This window comes from uncultured Pelagibacterium sp. (assembly GCF_963972885.1).
GTDB classification, from domain to species: domain Bacteria; phylum Pseudomonadota; class Alphaproteobacteria; order Rhizobiales; family Devosiaceae; genus Pelagibacterium; species Pelagibacterium nitratireducens.
Genome location: NZ_CAXAXY010000006.1, coordinates 19,151 through 34,837, shown reverse-complemented (window position 1 = coordinate 34,837; position 15,687 = coordinate 19,151). Strand labels below are relative to the sequence as shown.

The 15,687-nt window shown below is 60.8% G+C and carries 15 protein-coding genes; 7 read left to right on the top strand and 8 right to left on the bottom strand.

Annotated elements, in window-relative coordinates; all coding sequences use genetic code 11:
- The first annotated feature begins 8 nt into the window (after positions 1 to 8).
- The 4 genes from AACZ55_RS02220 (at position 9) to AACZ55_RS02205 (ending at position 3,425) form a co-directional block, all read left to right on the top strand.
- Positions 9 to 959 (top strand): DUF6384 family protein, encoded by a 951-nt coding sequence (locus tag AACZ55_RS02220; protein WP_338608000.1) that lies wholly within the window; start codon positions 9 to 11, stop codon positions 957 to 959.
- A gap of 7 nt (positions 960 to 966) precedes the next feature.
- Positions 967 to 2,463, top strand: a complete 1,497-nt coding sequence (locus tag AACZ55_RS02215; protein ID WP_339642585.1) for a hypothetical protein — start codon at positions 967 to 969, stop codon at positions 2,461 to 2,463.
- A 107-nt stretch (positions 2,464 to 2,570) separates the two neighbouring features.
- Complete coding sequence (locus AACZ55_RS02210; protein ID WP_339642583.1) at positions 2,571 to 2,918, top strand: metalloregulator ArsR/SmtB family transcription factor; 348 nt, start codon at positions 2,571 to 2,573, stop codon at positions 2,916 to 2,918.
- 15 nt (positions 2,919 to 2,933) lie between these two features.
- Complete coding sequence (locus tag AACZ55_RS02205; RefSeq protein WP_339642580.1) at positions 2,934 to 3,425, top strand: SRPBCC domain-containing protein; 492 nt, start codon at positions 2,934 to 2,936, stop codon at positions 3,423 to 3,425.
- An 81-nt stretch (positions 3,426 to 3,506) separates the two neighbouring features.
- Here AACZ55_RS02205 and AACZ55_RS02200 read toward each other — a convergent pair whose 3' ends face one another.
- The 3 genes from AACZ55_RS02200 to AACZ55_RS02190 are packed head-to-tail and all read right to left on the bottom strand — an operon-like array spanning position 3,507 to position 6,489.
- Positions 3,507 to 4,544 (bottom strand): histidine kinase dimerization/phosphoacceptor domain -containing protein, encoded by a 1,038-nt coding sequence (locus AACZ55_RS02200; RefSeq protein WP_339642577.1) that lies wholly within the window; start codon positions 4,542 to 4,544, stop codon positions 3,507 to 3,509.
- A gap of 5 nt (positions 4,545 to 4,549) precedes the next feature.
- Entirely contained in the window at positions 4,550 to 4,993 is a 444-nt protein-coding gene (locus AACZ55_RS02195; RefSeq protein ID WP_338608005.1) for a response regulator, read from the bottom strand.
- Positions 4,990 to 6,489, bottom strand: coding sequence for an ATP-binding protein (locus tag AACZ55_RS02190; protein WP_339642574.1), 1,500 nt, complete (start codon positions 6,487 to 6,489; stop codon positions 4,990 to 4,992). The genes AACZ55_RS02195 and AACZ55_RS02190 overlap by 4 nt, the downstream gene beginning before the upstream one ends.
- A 137-nt stretch (positions 6,490 to 6,626) precedes the next feature.
- Here AACZ55_RS02190 and AACZ55_RS02185 point away from each other — a divergent pair, with 137 nt between their 5' ends.
- The 3 genes from AACZ55_RS02185 (at position 6,627) to AACZ55_RS02175 (ending at position 10,212) form a co-directional block, all read left to right on the top strand.
- Positions 6,627 to 7,352, top strand: coding sequence for a VWA domain-containing protein (locus tag AACZ55_RS02185; RefSeq protein WP_339642572.1), 726 nt, complete (start codon positions 6,627 to 6,629; stop codon positions 7,350 to 7,352).
- Entirely contained in the window at positions 7,349 to 8,089 is a 741-nt protein-coding gene (locus AACZ55_RS02180) for a DnaJ domain-containing protein (protein ID WP_338608008.1), read from the top strand. Before AACZ55_RS02185 ends, AACZ55_RS02180 begins: the two co-directional genes overlap by 4 nt.
- A 122-nt stretch (positions 8,090 to 8,211) precedes the next feature.
- A complete protein-coding gene (locus tag AACZ55_RS02175) occupies positions 8,212 to 10,212 on the top strand; it encodes a BCCT family transporter (protein WP_339642568.1) in 2,001 nt (666 codons plus the stop codon).
- Positions 10,213 to 10,245: 33 nt separating this feature from the next.
- Here the strand turns inward: AACZ55_RS02175 and AACZ55_RS02170 are convergent, their stop codons facing one another.
- From AACZ55_RS02170 to AACZ55_RS02150, 5 genes are read right to left on the bottom strand one after another with little or no spacing between them, the layout of a single operon-like run.
- Complete coding sequence (locus tag AACZ55_RS02170; RefSeq protein ID WP_339642565.1) at positions 10,246 to 10,683, bottom strand: GNAT family N-acetyltransferase; 438 nt, start codon at positions 10,681 to 10,683, stop codon at positions 10,246 to 10,248.
- A complete protein-coding gene (edd, locus tag AACZ55_RS02165) occupies positions 10,683 to 12,497 on the bottom strand; it encodes a phosphogluconate dehydratase (protein ID WP_339642562.1) in 1,815 nt (604 codons plus the stop codon). Before edd ends, AACZ55_RS02170 begins: the two co-directional genes overlap by 1 nt.
- A 51-nt stretch (positions 12,498 to 12,548) precedes the next feature.
- Positions 12,549 to 13,247 carry a 6-phosphogluconolactonase gene (gene pgl / locus AACZ55_RS02160; protein ID WP_339642559.1) on the bottom strand — a complete coding sequence of 233 codons (699 nt, stop codon included), beginning with the start codon at positions 13,245 to 13,247 and terminating at the stop codon, positions 12,549 to 12,551.
- Between the two features lie 18 nt (positions 13,248 to 13,265).
- Positions 13,266 to 14,747, bottom strand: coding sequence for a glucose-6-phosphate dehydrogenase (gene zwf, locus AACZ55_RS02155; RefSeq protein WP_339642556.1), 1,482 nt, complete (start codon positions 14,745 to 14,747; stop codon positions 13,266 to 13,268).
- Positions 14,748 to 14,771: 24 nt separating this feature from the next.
- Positions 14,772 to 15,647, bottom strand: coding sequence for a BadF/BadG/BcrA/BcrD ATPase family protein (locus AACZ55_RS02150; protein WP_339642553.1), 876 nt, complete (start codon positions 15,645 to 15,647; stop codon positions 14,772 to 14,774).
- Between the last annotated feature and the right edge of the window lie 40 nt (positions 15,648 to 15,687).

The following is a 15,687-nucleotide window of genomic DNA, read 5'->3' as shown; positions in this document are numbered from 1 at the left end:
ACCCGATTATGGCAAGCGGTGGGGCAATAACGGGACAGACAGGCAAGGCGCCGCTGGACGATGTGATGCTGGCCATGGACGTGGTGGATACACTGCGCCATGAGCAAAATCTCGTGGCCCGCGAACTGGGGGCCACCGCCCGCGAAGCCGAACTGATTGAGCGCCTGCGCAAGATCTATCACGACCAGGGGATCGAGGTTCCCGACCATATCCTCAAGGAAGGCGTCAAGGCGCTGGCCGAGAGCCGGTTTACCTATACCCCGCCGCCCGATACATTCTCCACACAGCTGGCCCGGCTCTATGTGAGCCGGCAGCGCTGGGGACGTACGGTGCTCATCGGGGTTGTAGTGCTGGCGGTGGTGCTGGGCGGGTATTTCCTTGCCTACCGTCCCTATCAGGCGGGCATGGAGGCGGCGGCGCGGATCGAGCTGGCCGAAGAACTTCCGGCGCGAATCGACGCCGCCTATCAGCAGATTTTCAACGAGACCAAGGTGCAATCGGCCCTCGAGGTGGCCGAGCCCTGGGTCGAGCGCGGCAAGGCGGCCGCCGAGCGAGGTGATCGCGAGGACGCGCTGGCGGCCATCGAGCAGCTTGAGGCCATCCATGCGACATTGCTGGCAGAATATTCTATCCGCATCGTCAACCGGCCGGGGGAATCCACGGGGATCTGGCGATTCCCCGAGAGCAACACCGAAGCGACCAATTATTACCTCGTTGTCGAGGCCGTGGGGTCCGATGACGACCTGGTGACACTGCCGATCACCAATGAGGAAACCGGGCAAACCGAAGAGGTCTCGACATGGGCCATAAGGGTGCCGGACGTGACCTATGAATCTGTCCGGGCCGACCGGCAGGATGACGGGATCATCCAGCGCAATATCTTGGGCATAAAGCAGTACGGGTTCCTCGATACCGACTACACGATGCCGGTTCTCGACGGGGCAATTACGCAATGGTGAGGCTGCAATGAGCGTAAGCGGACCTCAGGCCATGCGGGCGCTAGACGATGCGCTACGCGACATCCGGCGCGAGGAAGATGACATAACCAAGCGCATCGCGCGGGCCAATGAACGTGTGGGTAAGCTGCGCGAGACCGAATTGGGGCAATTGCGGGCGGTGGCAAAGGTGCGGCTTTCGCCAGAGGTTCAAAAAGACCTGGCCGGCACTCTGAGCCAGGCCGAGAGCCGGGCGCGTGAGCTGCTCAAGAGCCATGCCGCCGCGATGGCCGACATGGAAAGGGCGCTGACCGGCAAAGAGGCCGATCTTGCAAAACTCAGCGCCGAGCGGCAGGAGTTGCTGGAAAATACGCAGAAATGGCAGGCCGAAATCGACGCTCTGGAGGCGCCCGTCAAGGCGGCACTGGCCGATGATGCAGCTTATGTTGCGTTGATTGCCGAGCGGGCCGAGACCGAAAAGGTGGCGACCGAGGCCGATCGCAAGGCCGATATGGCCGAGGCGGATCGTGAAGAAAAGGGCAAGCCCTATCGCGAAGATCCGCTGTTTTCCTATCTGTGGGACCGGGGATATGGAACGGGGGCTTACAAGGCCGGCACCTTAACGCGCATGCTCGACGATTGGGTGGCGCGGCTGGTGCGTTTTGCCGATGCGCGGCCCAATTATGCAATGCTGATCGCCATACCCGAGCGCCTGCGCGAGCATGCCGAGAAACTGGCCGCCGACGCCGATGTGCTCGACGAGAATGTGCGGGCGCGCGAGAACGCTGCGCTGGACGCCGCCGGTGGTGGGAAAGCGCTTGCGGCGCTGGAAACGGCACAGGCGCGGGTTGAGGCCATTGACGCGGAATTGCTGGCCATCGAGGACGAGCGCGAGAACCTGACCGAAAAGCAAAAACAGATTGCAGATGGCGGTGATCCGGCCTTTGCCCAGGCAGTGGAAATGCTGGCAGAGGCGATAAGCGACACCGGTATCGAAAGGCTTCTGGCCGAGGCGCGCGCGACGCGCACCGAAGAGGACGACGCGATCGTCGTGCGGCTCGAGGAGACGCGGCGGCGCATTGCCGAAGAGCAGCTCGAACTCGACGATGAACGCAGCCGGCTCAAGGTGCTCGAGGCGCGCCGGCGCGAGCTCGAGGACATCGAGTTCGAGTTCAAGAAATCGCGCTATGACGATCCGCGCTCCCGGTTCGGAAATGAAAGGCTGGTCGGCGATCTTTTGACCGAATTTCTCAAGGGCGGGATGACAGCGGCGGCCTACTGGGGGCAATGGCGTGACTCCCAGGACTGGACCGGCACCTCCGGACCGATCGTTCCGACGTCGCCGCGCCGGTCGAAAAAGTCGAAGGGCGGGTTTTCCGTGCCACCGGGGGGCTTTTCGCCGCGACCGCCTTCGGGCGGCAATTGGGGCGGATTCTCGCGTCCTCGCAGCGGCGGCTTTGGCGGCGGCGGGTTCACGACCGGTGGCGGGTTCAAGGGCGGTGGATTCAAGACCGGCGGCGGATTCTGATCTTTTCATAACGGTCCGGCTTTGGAGTGCTCGGCAAACGAGCGCTTGACAGATTCTGGCTTCGCCCTTATTAAACCAAATAGTTTAAAACTAAATGGTTTAATTTGATGTCTGCCACCGACCCTCTCAGTCAGGTTTTTGGGGCCCTCGCCGACCCCACGCGCCGTGCGATCCTTGCTCGTCTATCATCGGGCGAGGCGAGCGTTGGGGAGTTGGCAGCGCCGCACGAGATGAGTCTGGCTGCAGTCTCCAAGCACATCAAGGTGCTCGAAAATGCCGGGCTGATCAGCCGCAAGAAGGATGCCCAGTACAGCTACTGCACATTGGTGGCCAGCCCGCTCAAGGATTTGCATGGTTGGCTCGATGCCTATCGGAAGTTCTGGGACGAAAATCTCGACCAGTTCGAAACCTATCTCGCCGAGCTTCAGCGCGGCGATCCCAAATCAAAACAGTAACCAGGGAGCAATCGTGTGAGCGAAACAATCATCGCAACCCCAACCGACAAGCCGATCATCACCTTCACCCGGACATTCAAAGCGCCCCGCGCGCTGGTCTGGAAAGCCTATACCGAACGCGAACACGTTGCGCGATGGTGGGGTCCGAGGTCCATCGGACCGATCGAAATACTGGAACACGATTTCAAGCCCGGCGGGAGTTGGCGCTATGTGCAGGACGTGCGGGATGTTGGCCAGGTCACCTTTTTTGGCCGGTTCATCGAGATCGATGCGCCCGAGAGCTATGTGAACACTTTCGGATTTGAAGGCCCGTTCGGATCGACCGAAGGCAATGAGGGACGCGAGACCCAGCGCTTTGAGGATCTTGGCGAGACGACCCTCTATACCGGCACGTCCCATTTCGACGATTTTGCGAGCCGCGACGCCGTTGTCGCCTCGGGCATGGAGAGCGGCGCGCGCGAGCAGATCGAGCAATTCGCAAATTACGTACTGGAAATGGAGCAGTAGCCCAGACGAGCGAGGTCAGCGAGCCGATTGTCTTATCCGGCTGGGCGTTGTTCAAACCATAGTGGCCGCCCGCCCCCCGGATCAGATTTCGATCTGCAGGCGCGCGCGCGTACCCTGAGGCACCTTGTCATAGGCCAGCGTCGCACCAAGGCCCGTCGCCGTTGCGGCAATGACGCGAGACCCCACACCGGTGCCGTGAATTTTGCCCTCACCCATCCAGCCCACACCGTCATCTTCGACGATAATCTCACAGGTGCCGGGCTCTATCTGGCTGGCTCTGACGCGAATTTCGCCGACCTCGCGGTCCCGATAGGCGTATTTGGCGGCGTTGGTGACCAGTTCGTTAACGATAACGCCGACCGAGACCGCCTTGTCGGTGGGAATGCGAATGGGCTCGGCCACGAGCTTGATGTCCGCTGCTGCGCCGTCAAGGCTCATGGACATCTGAATCTCGCTGGCCAGATTGCCCAGATAGGCATCGATTTCGACGAAACGTACGTCGTCGGTGGTATAGAGTCGCTTGTGGATGCCGGCTATGGCCGAGATGCGCCCCTGGGTTTCGGCAAGCGCTTCTTTTGCCGCCGGGTCCGCAACCGCCGAAGCCTGCAGCCTCACAAGCGCTGCAACCAGCGCCAGCGAATTGGCAACGCGATGATTGACTTCAGCCAGAGCCAGTTCGGCGCGCTCCTTGGCAGCGCGCAGTTCGCGTTCGGCCTGTTCACGTGCCTTGCGCAGGCGCGATGTCGTGATGGCCTGCTCGACCGCATTGCTCAAAAGTTCAAGAAAATCTTCGCCCACAGTCTTGAGCACATAGTCGGCAGCCCCGGCCTTGAGCGCGGCAACGGCAATTGCCGCTTCGGTCGAACCGGTGACATAGACGACCGGCGGTGAATCTTCGTTGGCGGCGACCTGTTCGAGCATGCCAAGGCCGGTGCCGTCGGCCAGATAATGATCGAGCACCAGAACATCGATATCGCCTTCGCCGAGCCGTTCGAAGCCCTTTTCGGCGCAGGTGACATGGATAATCTCGCGCCCCTGCCGGCCCAGCACCTTCTGGACCAGCCGTCCGAGAGCGGGATCGTCATCGACATAGAGAATTTTGGCGGGTCTGTTGGGCATCGGCGTTACGCGGTCTCCGGGACCTGCATGACCGAAAAGAACATGCCCAACTGGCGGATAGCGTTGGCAAAGCCGTCGTAATCGACCGGCTTGGTGATGTAGACATTGGCCCCGAGATCGTAGCAGCGCTGAATCTCGCGCTCGTCGTCGGTGGTGGTCAGCACGACGACAGGCGTACGCTTTGTGTGGGGGTTTGCCTTGACCTTTTCGAGGATGGAAACCCCGGTCATGTCCGGCAGATTGAGATCGAGAAGGATGAGATAGTGGCGGTTCGTGCTCACTGTGCCGCTGCCGTCCTGGCCGAACAGATAGGCAAGAGCATCGGTGCCGTTCACAAACGGAATGATTTCATTGTTCACCCCGGCGCGACGGATGTTTTTTTCGATCAGGCGTGCGTGACCATCGTCGTCCTCTATCATAAGGATGGTGACGGGTTTGGCGTCGGTCATGGTCGGTCCTTGATTTTAGCAATGGCGCGCAGATCAGGCGCCACGATCACTGTAAATGTGGTCCCATGATCGGGATTGGATTGCAATTGGATATCGCCGCCGAGGTTGCGGGCCATTATGCGCACATGGGCGAGCCCGATGCCCTCTCCGGGGACATTCTGGTTGCCCGATCGCCGGAACAGTTCAAACACGCGGTCATGGTCTTCGGCAGAAATTCCGCGGCCATTGTCGATCACATCGATCACGATGCGGCCGTCGCGCTCCTGCCGTCCCTCGATGGTAATGGCGATGGGGCGCTCTGGATGCCTGTACTTTATGGCATTGTCGAGAAGGTTGCCCAAAATCTGTTCGAGCGCCAGGCGGTCGGAAAACACCGGCGGGGTTGCAACCTTTATGACGACATCGCCATCTGTTTCCGCAACCTGATGGCGGACGGCCGATACCGTCGACTCCACGAGCGCTTCGAGATCTATGCGCTCGGCTTTGAGGTCTCGACGACCCTCGCGGGAAATCTTGAGAATGGCGTTGATCAGCCCATCCATCTTCTTTGTCGATGAGCGAATGAACCCTATTGCCTCCGGCAGGTCCTCGGTTGCGGTCTGACGCGCTTCGACAACAACAGGGTCGTCGGGATCACCGGCGTGGCTTTCAACGAGTGCGTTGATGGGCCCCAGAGAGGCTTCCAGCTCGGAGGTAAAGCCCATGATGTTGACCAGCGGCGCGCGCAGATCGTGGGTGACGATATAGGCGAAGCGCTGCACTTCCTCGTTGGCGCGCATGAGATCGCGGGTACGCTCGCCGACCCGGGCTTCGAGATCGCGATTGACACTCTCGACTTCGGCGCGCGCGGTATCGATTTCGCGGGTGTAACGCAGGACCAGCCATGCGGCCCCCCCCACCACGGCGATAATCACCAGCGCGCCGATAATTGCGATGATGCGCAGTGCGCCGACCGCGCCGCGTTGTTCGACCACGCCGTTGAAGGTTCTCTCATCCGCTGCGGAGACGATGGCATCGAGAAACGTGCGCATGCGCTCCATGATGATTTCGCCCTGATCGGTGCGCACCAGATCCAGCGCCGACTGGAGATCGCCCTGCTGGGCCAGTTCCAGCGTCCTGTCGAGTTCGGCCAATTTGGTCTCGATATCGGAGCGCATCTGCACCATGGACTGCTCTGCTTCCGGATAGGGAATGAGCAACTCATTGAGCAACTCGTAAGCCGGGACGATGCGGTCGACGACGTCGCGATAGGGTTCGAGATAACGGTCATCGAGGGTCAGCAGATAGCCCCGCTGGCTCGACTGTGCGTTCTGGAGCAGATTGCGCAAATCGACGGCGGCGATGCGGGCCACACGGGCTTCGGTGACCTCGTCGAAATGGGCCCTGTTGCGCTCGACCAGCCAGATGGTCGTGCCTACGATGCCGATCAGCGCCATAAGGCCAACAATGATGAGCGCAAGGCTGGACCGGGCGAAGCCCTTTGACGATATTGGCATTTTTGGTGATGAAGCCCGGAAATCAAAGCGTCGAAGTTCACTTTTGCCGGAAAATTGAACCGAACACAAGCAGCGCGGGCCGCACAGACTTGCGGGGCGTGGTGGCACGGCCCATATTTGCAGAGAAAGGAGAGCACGTGGCCGAAAAGACCCCGACCAAGACCCCGAGCACCCCTCCGACCGATGATCGCGCATCGCATGCGGAGATTGCAGACTTCGTTGCCAAGGTGGGCGCAATGAGTGCCACCAGGACGGCAAGCACTGACCAGCGCGGTCGGCTGCTGTTTGCCATGGACGCAACGATGAGCCGCCAGCCAACATGGGATCTGGCCTGTCAGTTGCAGGGAGAAATGTTTGAGACGGTGGCCAAGACCGGCGGGCTCGACGTTCAGCTCATCTATTTCCGCGGCTTTGGGGAATGCCGGGCCTCGCGCTGGGTTTCCGACGCACGGGCGCTGGCGGGCCTGATGACCGGCATCGACTGCCGGGGCGGACATACGCAGATGTCCAAGGTGTTTTCCCACGCCCGAAACGAGCACAACTCCAAAAAGATCAACGCCGTCGTCTATGTGGGCGACGCCATGGAAGAAGACATTGACAAGCTGGCCCAGAAGGCGGGCGAACTGGGGCTTTTGGGTTGCCCGATGTTTCTGTTTCAGGAAGGGCATGACCCGGTGGCCCAAACCGCGTTCAAGGAGTTCGCAAGGCTCACCAAAGGTGCCTATGCGCGGTTCAACGCCGGTGCAGCTGCGGAACTGGCGGCACTGCTACGAGCAGTGGCCGCCTATGCGAGCGGTGGACGCGCGGCGCTCAAGCTCCAGCAGGGCGGGCCAGCGAAACTGCTGCTCGAACAGCTTTCATGATCTGGTTTGTGCTTGCCGGCGCGGTGGCGCTGATTGCGCTGTATCTGTACGCACTGTTTTTACAGGGCGCGATCCGGCAATTGGTGCGCGCATTGCGCTGGATCGTCGGTGGCGTTTTGGTGATCGGCGCAGCAGTGCTTGGCGTGCGCGGCCAAATGCTTTTGGCCAGCTTCATGGCGGCGGGCGGGCTGGGCGTGTTGATGCGCGGACGGCTCGGCCCCATCGATTTTGGGGCGGGCCTGTCGAACCCAAACAATGTTTCAAGAGTGTCTTCGGTCTATCTGGATATGGCACTCGAGCACGAGACGGGAGCGGTTTCGGGCACCGTACGTTCAGGGCATTTTGCCGGGCGCGGACTGGCGGACCTGTCTGCAGAAGAGTGCTGGGCGCTCTATGACGAATTGAGCGACGATGCGGACTCGCTGGCGCTGTTCAAAAGCTGGCTCGACGCCAACCGGGCGGGCTGGCGGGACTATTTTGCCAGCGAATTCGGCATGGAAACCGGCGAGGAGGACGGCCAATCCGAAAGCCAGAGCACTGCCGGCGTCAGCGGGCTCGAAGAAGCCTATGAAGTGCTGGGGCTCAAGCCCGGCGCGGGCCCGGACGCCATCAAGGCGGCGCACCGGACGCTGATGAAAAAGGTTCATCCCGATACGGGCGGATCGGCCTTTCTGGCCGCCAAAATCAATCAGGCCAAGGACTTGCTGCTCAAGGAGACCGCCTCGCGCAAATCCTGAATGCCAAGCGCGTTGTTTTCCACAGGCGGTTGTAACAACGCCACGCCCTGATAGACTTTACTCAAGTCAATTGCCTCGGGCCGCCGTTGTCCGGGCAAAAAAACAAGAAATGAGTGGGGTTCATGTTTTCGGGTTTCGTCATCAATCCACCGGTCTTTTTCGGCGCCGTTATCATTATTGCCGTTTTCCTTTTGATCGGGGTCGTGGTGCCCGATCAGGCAGCCGATATCTTTTCCGCATTGCAGGCCGGTATTCTTGGCAATTTCGGCTGGCTGTACCTGCTGTCGGTGGGTATTTTCCTGGCGGCGGTGCTGCTGTTTTCGCTGGGACGTTTCGGATCGCTCAAGCTGGGGCCCGACGATGCGACGCCGGATTTCAAATATCTCTCCTGGATAGCGATGCTGTTTGCGGCCGGGATGGGAATCGGGCTGATGTTTTATGCCGTCGGCGAACCTATGACCCATTTTTATGCGCCACCGACCGCCGAGCCGGGCAGTATCGCTGCCATGCGCGAATCGATGGCGGTGACGTTTTTTCACTGGGGCATTCATGCCTGGGCGATCTATGCCGTGGTGGGGCTGTCGCTGGCCTATTTCGGCTATCGCTACAATCTGCCCCTGACCATACGGTCCGGGCTCTACCCGTTGCTCAAGAGCCGGATCAACGGCCCGATCGGACACGCTGTCGACATCTTCGCCATTGTGGGGACTATGTTCGGCATCGCCACCTCTTTGGGGCTCGGGGTCAACCAGATCAATGCCGGGCTGAACTATCTGATCGGCGTGCCGATCGGACCGCAGGTGCAGGTTCCGTTGATTGCGATCATCACTGCATTGGCGACCGTCTCGGTGGTCACGGGGCTCGACAAGGGTGTGCGCATCCTTTCTGAAACCAATCTGGTCGTGGCCGTGCTGCTGATGGTGTTCGTGCTGCTGGTCGGACCGACGGCGGATCTTTTCAGGGATTTCGTCCAGAATATCGGTCTCTATCTCGATACGCTGCTGCTACGGACCTTCAATATCTATGCCTATGAACCCACGCCCTGGGTTGATGGCTGGACGCTTTTCTACTGGGCCTGGTGGATTTCTTGGTCACCGTTCGTTGGCATGTTTATCGCGCGCATTTCACGCGGGCGGACGGTGCGTGAATTCATCGTCGCGGTGCTGTTCATCCCGGCCGGTTTCACATTCTTCTGGATGACGGTGTTCGGTAATACGGCAATGTTTGTGGATACGGGGGTGGCGGCCGGAGAATTGGGCACGGCAGTTGCCAACGACGTGGCCGTGGGACTGTTCCAGTTCTTCACTTACCTGCCGCTTCCGGCCGTGACCTCGACGCTGGCGGTCATTCTCGTCGCGGTATTTTTCATTACCTCATCGGATTCGGGTTCGCTGGTTGTGGACACCATCGCGGCTGGCGGGGAAACGGAAACCTCGACAGCCCAGCGCATCTTCTGGTGCGTCATGGAGGGCGTTGTGGCGGCCGGCCTGTTGCTGGCGGGGGGCCTCGGCGCACTGCAATCGGCGACCATCGCAAGCGCCCTGCCCTTCACATTCGTAATGCTGGCGCTGGTGTGGTCGCTTTATGTCGGCATGCGGGCCGACCTCGCCCAGCAGGACGCACAAGCGGCCTCTCCCCATTCCGGTCCGGCCCATCCTGCCTCAGGCTTGACCTGGCAAAGGAGGCTGGCCCTGATGCTCAAGGCGCCAACGCTCAAGGAGGTCAAGGCCTTCATCAACGGCGACGCCAAGGCAGCGCTCGAACAGGTGCGGGACGAACTGGCCAAACGGGGCTGGAACGCGAACCTGGAGGAAGACGAGGCCGCCGGGACCATCGCGCTGGTGGCCCCTTCCGAAGGGGTGCGTAACTTCGTTTATGGCCTGCAGAGTTCCGAGCAGCGGCTGGCGGCTTTTACCGCCTTTGAGGCCAGCCGCCCCGAAGTGCGCCACGAGGCGCGGACCTATTTCTCGGACGGGTCGAAAGGCTATGACGTCATGGGGATGACGCGCGAGCAGCTCATAGCGGATGTGCTGGTCCAGTTCGAACGCTACCTGGCGCTGGTCCAGATGCCAGCGTCCCAACTCGTTACTGCAGCGCCAGAGCACAGCGTCGAGACGAACTGAGTGGGTTGGGGGCAACGCCCCCAACCCACACTTTCAATAATTCTTCATCTTGAGGTGGGGAATGCCGGCGTCCATAAACTGGTCCCCATAAGCCATGAATCCGAGCCGGGCATAAAAGCCCGTCTTGTCAGCCTGGCTTTCGAGATAGCACCGAGGCTGACCATTTTCACCCGCTAGCTGCACGGCAAATTCAATGAGCCGGGCACCCAGCTTCTTGCCACGGTGGGACGCTGCAATAGCAACGCGACCGATCTTGGCGTGTTCGGGCTTGAACAGGATGCGGGCAACGGCAACTACCGCTCCTTCGGCGATGCCAACGATGTGGGTCGCTGTCATGTCATCGGCATCGTGCTCGAGATCTTCAGGCACGTGCTGCTCGATGACAAACACCTCGCGGCGCAGGGCAAAGCCAAGATTGCATAGCGGCGAGAAGACAGGCACCGCAAGCAGCGTAAGGTTCGACTGTTCCATCAGGCAAAAACGCTCGCGCCGCGATCTGCGGTTCCCACCAATTGCCGGAAGCCGGCGAACAATTCACGGCCCATGCCGTAATGCTGATCGGTCAGATCTTCGGTGGCCGCCGGGCGGGCTGCGAACTCCTGGGCATCGCCCAGAAATTCAAGCGTTCCGGTTTCAGCGTCGAGGCGAAGCAAGTCGCCGTCCCTCACTTTGGCGATGGGTCCGCCATCGGCCGCTTCAGGGGTCATGTGGATGGCGGCCGGTACCTTGCCCGAAGCGCCCGACATGCGTCCATCGGTAACAAGCGCGACCTTGATGCCACGATCCTGAAGGATGCCCAGAGCCGGGGTGAGCTTGTGAAGTTCTGGCATGCCAATAGCCCTTGGGCCCTGAAAGCGGATGACGGCGATGAAGTCGGACGTCAACTCACCAGCCTTGAAAGCATCCTGGAGGCCCTGCTGGGAGTGGAAGACCCGTGCGGGTGCCTGGACGAGACGATTTTCCGCCTTTACGGCGGAAATCTTGATGACCGATTTGCCCAGATTACCCGAGAGCAGCTTTAATCCACCGGTCCTGGCAAACGGCTCGGACGCCACTGTCAGCACCTTGGGGTTGCCGCTCTGGGCGGGAGCAGGCTCAAAAGTCAGCTCTTCTTCGATATAGCGCGGCTCTTTGGTGTAGGCGTCGAGCCCCTTGCCCCAGACCGTGGTCACATCGTCGTGGAGGTATCCCGCGTCGCGCAGTTCGCGGATGAGGAAACCCATCCCGCCGGCAGCGTGGAAATGGTTCACATCGGCCAGCCCATTGGGATAGACGCGAGCCAGAAGCGGTACAGCATCGGACAGTTCGGACATGTCATCCCAAGTGATTTTCAAGCCCGCCGCGTTGGCCATGGCGACAAGGTGCATTGTGTGGTTGGTCGAGCCGCCCGTGGCGAGCAGGCCGACGAGACCATTCACTATGGACTTTTCGTCAATGACATGGCCGGCCGGGGTATATTCATTGCCCTGTGCCGTTATGGCCAGCGCCCGTTTGGTGGCCGCCTTGGTCAGCGCGTCGCGCAGCGGGGTGCCCGGATTGACAAAGCTCGCACCCGGCAGGTGCAGGCCCATGATTTCCATAAGCATCTGGTTGGAATTGGCCGTGCCGTAAAAGGTACAAGTGCCCGGGCCGTGATAGGATTTGCTTTCGGCCTCGAGCAATTCGTCGCGCCCAACCTTGCCTTCCATGTAAAGCTGGCGGATGCGGGCCTTTTCGTCATTGGGCAGGCCGGTGGTCATGGGGCCAGCGGGGATGAAAATGGCAGGCAGATGCCCGAAGGTAAGGGCCGAAATCACGAGGCCGGGGACGATCTTGTCGCAGATGCCGAGAAAGACTGCTGCATCGAACATGTTGTGGGACAGGCCGACGGCAGCGGCCATTGCAATCACATCGCGGGAAAACAGCGAGAGGTCCATGCCGAGCTGACCCTGGGTCACGCCATCGCACATCGCGGGCACGCCACCGGCGACCTGGGCGACACCGCCGGCCTCGCGCGCTGCCTCGCGGATGATGGCAGGATAGGTCTCATAAGGCTGGTGGGCCGAAAGCATGTCATTGTAAGAGGTGATGATGCCCAGATTGAGCGCCTGATCGCCAGCGAGTTGGGCCTTGTCGGACGGTCCGCACGCCGCAAAGCCGTGAGCGAGGTTGCCGCAGGACAGAGCCGAGCGATAAACGCCCTGCGCCCGCGCCTTGTCGAGACGGTCGAGATAGGTGCGGCGCGAGGCTTCCGAACGCCTCGTTATGGCATCGGTCACGTCCTTGATTGTGGTCTTTACGGTCATGGTCGCCTCCTTAGCGAGGATGAAGGAGGTGACCCTGGGTCAGGTTGGGCCTCAGGGACACCAGAAGAGGGAAACAGGAATATGGTTTTGCGACAGCACGGCGCGCACCGGCATGGTTTCGACCGGCCCGGTTTGAAGCGCTTTGTCGAGCACATGGGCCTTTTCATCACCTTCTATATGCAGATAGAGCGCACGCGTGGCCAGCAGACGCGGCAGCGTGAAGGTGACGCGCGGTTCGCCCGCACCAGGCGCGTTGATCGCGATGACCGGACCGTCGGCATTGAGAGCATCCTGAAGCGTGTCGCCGCCGGGAAAGAACGAAGCTGTGTGCCCGTCATTGCCCATGCCGAGGACGACGGCATCGAAGGGCATGGGCAGGCAATCAAGAGCGGCGTTGGACTTTGCTATCCCAGTCGCGTCGGGTTCGGGCGTGCCGGCGTAAAGGGGCACAAAGGCCGCGACGGAGGCGGGGCCGGCCAGGAGATGTTCCTTTACCAGCCGCGCGTTCGACCGTTCCGAATTTTCGTCCACCCAGCGCTCGTCGACAAGGGTGACCGCAACGTTTTCCCAATCGACGTCCTCGCGCGCTCCGAGCACTTCGAAAAAGCGTTTGGGGGTCGAGCCGCCCGAAACGGCGAGCGAAGCCGTGCCGCGTTCATCGAGCCCGGCATTGAGGTTTTCGGCTATTGCGTCGGCAAGGGTTTCGGCCAAACGCTCCTTTGTCGAAAAGACGTTGCGCTCGATGGTCATTGTATTCTCCAGACTGTTTCAGGCGTCGCCTTCGTGCCAGGTGCGCCCGTCACGTTCGATCAACGCGACCGACGCTGTAGGACCCCATGTTCCCGCAGTATAGGTCTGGGGGGCATCTGACGCATTGTCCCATGCCTGGCGGATGGGATCGATCCAGCGCCACGCGGCCTCAAGCTCGTCACGGCGCATGAACAGGGTCTGGTTGCCGCGAATGACATCCATTAAAAGCCGTTCATAGGCCTCTGGGGTGCGTTCGGAGAAGGTTTCGGCAAAGGACAGGTTCAGAGGCACTTCGCGCAGGCGCATACCGCCCGGACCGGGGTCCTTGATCATCAAGAACAGCTTCACGCCCTCGTCGGGCTGCAGACGCAGGACGAGCTTGTTGGGCTTTGGGGCGCCCTCGGCATGATCGAAGATCGAATGAGGGATCGCGCGGAACTGGATGACGATTTCGGAAACACGCGAGGGCAGGCGCTTGCCGGTGCGCAGATAGAAGGGCACACCGGACCAGCGCCAGTTTTCGACCTCAGCCTTGATGGCTACGAAAGTCTCGGTCTTGGAGCCCTTTTTGTCGTCCGGCAATTCATCCTGATAGGAAGTGACCGAACCACCATTGACCGCGCCGCCCTTATATTGGCCGCGCACCGTAAACTTGGAGACGTTGTCGCCGGTGATCGGCTTGAGGGACCGCAGGACCTTGAGCTTTTCGTCGCGCAGGGCGTTGGCATCGTCGGAAGCCGGGGGCTCCATGGCGACGAGGCACAAAAGCTGCATCATGTGGTTCTGGACCATGTCCCGCAGGGCGCCGGAATCGTCGTAATAGCCGCGCGTGCCCGCCCCAACATCCTCGGCCACCGTGATCTGCACATGATCGATATGGGCCGCGTCCCAGATGGGCTCGAACAGGATATTGCCGAAGCGCAGAGCCAGAAGGTTCTGGACCGTTTCCTTACCGAGATAGTGATCGATGCGGTACACCTGATCTTCGGCGAAGACCTCCGAGATCGCATCGTTGATTTCCATCGACGATTCAAGATCCTGGCCGAGCGGCTTTTCGACAACCACGCGGGCATCGCGCCGCCAGTAGCCCTTGTTGTCGAGATATTCGCAGATGGGGCCGAACAGCCCCGGGGCGACGGCGAGATAAAAGGCGCGTTCGATCTCGGGATCGGTGCGCAGGGCCTTTTCGAGATCGGCCCAGCCATCCTTGTCGGTGACGTCGTTGGCGATGTAGGAAAAGCACGAGACGAACCGGGCGACAACGTCCTTGTGCTGATCGACCTTATCCACAAATTCGCTCACGGCATCGCCGGCAAATTTCTGAAAATCGGCATCGGAAAGCTCCGAGCGCGATACACCGATGATGCGCGAGCGCTCATCGAACTGGCCATCGGCAAAGCGATGATACAGCGCCGGGATCAGCTTGCGCCGGGTCAGATCGCCAGTGGCGCCGAACACCACATAATCGAAGGGCTGGACCGGAATAATGCGTGCGGACAAGGACGAGCCTCCGTCATTAAAAAATTAGCGGGCGGCGTTCTGGCGGGCCAGAATCACCGCTCCGTGCAGCGGTTCTGCGCGGGGCAAGGAAACGTAATCGCCGTAGCGGATCTGAAGCAAAGGCATGAGCCTTTGGCCAAAGCCGCCGACAATGGCGAGTCTGTCTGCACCACAGGATTTGAAGTAAGACACATAGCGATCGATATAGCCAAGCTCGATTTCCATGAGTTCGGCCGCTACAGGATCGCCTTTTTCAAAATATTCAATGAAAAGCGGCATCAACGCGCCGTAGTCTGCCGGCTGGCGGCTGTCGAAGCTCCAGGCCATGACGGCGTTGAGATCGCCACCGAGCTGGGCGATGACGGCATCGGTCAGAGGCGAGGTATCGACGAGGCCGTCGGTGGCTTCGACGGCGTAGCGGACGAGTTCTCGACCCAGAATGGCGCCCGACATCTGATCGCCGATGTGAAAGCCCCAGCCGCCGACCTGAAAGCGCTCCCCGTTCACCAGCGCCATGCCAGCCGAACCGGTGCCCACGATAATGACTGCGCCATCCTCGCCCTCATGGGCGCCGGCACGGGCGATGTCGATATCGTCATAGACTGTGACATGGGCGAACGGCCAGGGGCGCAGCGCGAAAGCCTCGCGTGCCGAGGGCAGCCGTGCGCCGGCCATGCCGAAACACACTTCGGTGTTGGCTGTTTGGGCATAATCGAGCCCGGCCAACGCAAAGACCTGCCGCGTGCCTTCCTGGATGGACGCATAGGCCGGATCGCCACCCTCGAGCTGGAGATTGGAGCGTCCGCCACGGGCTTCGGCAAGCGTTTCAAGGTTGGCATCGGCGAGACGGATGCGGCAATTGGTGCCGCCGCCATCAACGCCGAGGAAGTATTTGGGCACGATCGGATCAGCTCCCGGTTTTCGCGGCGGACCATACTGC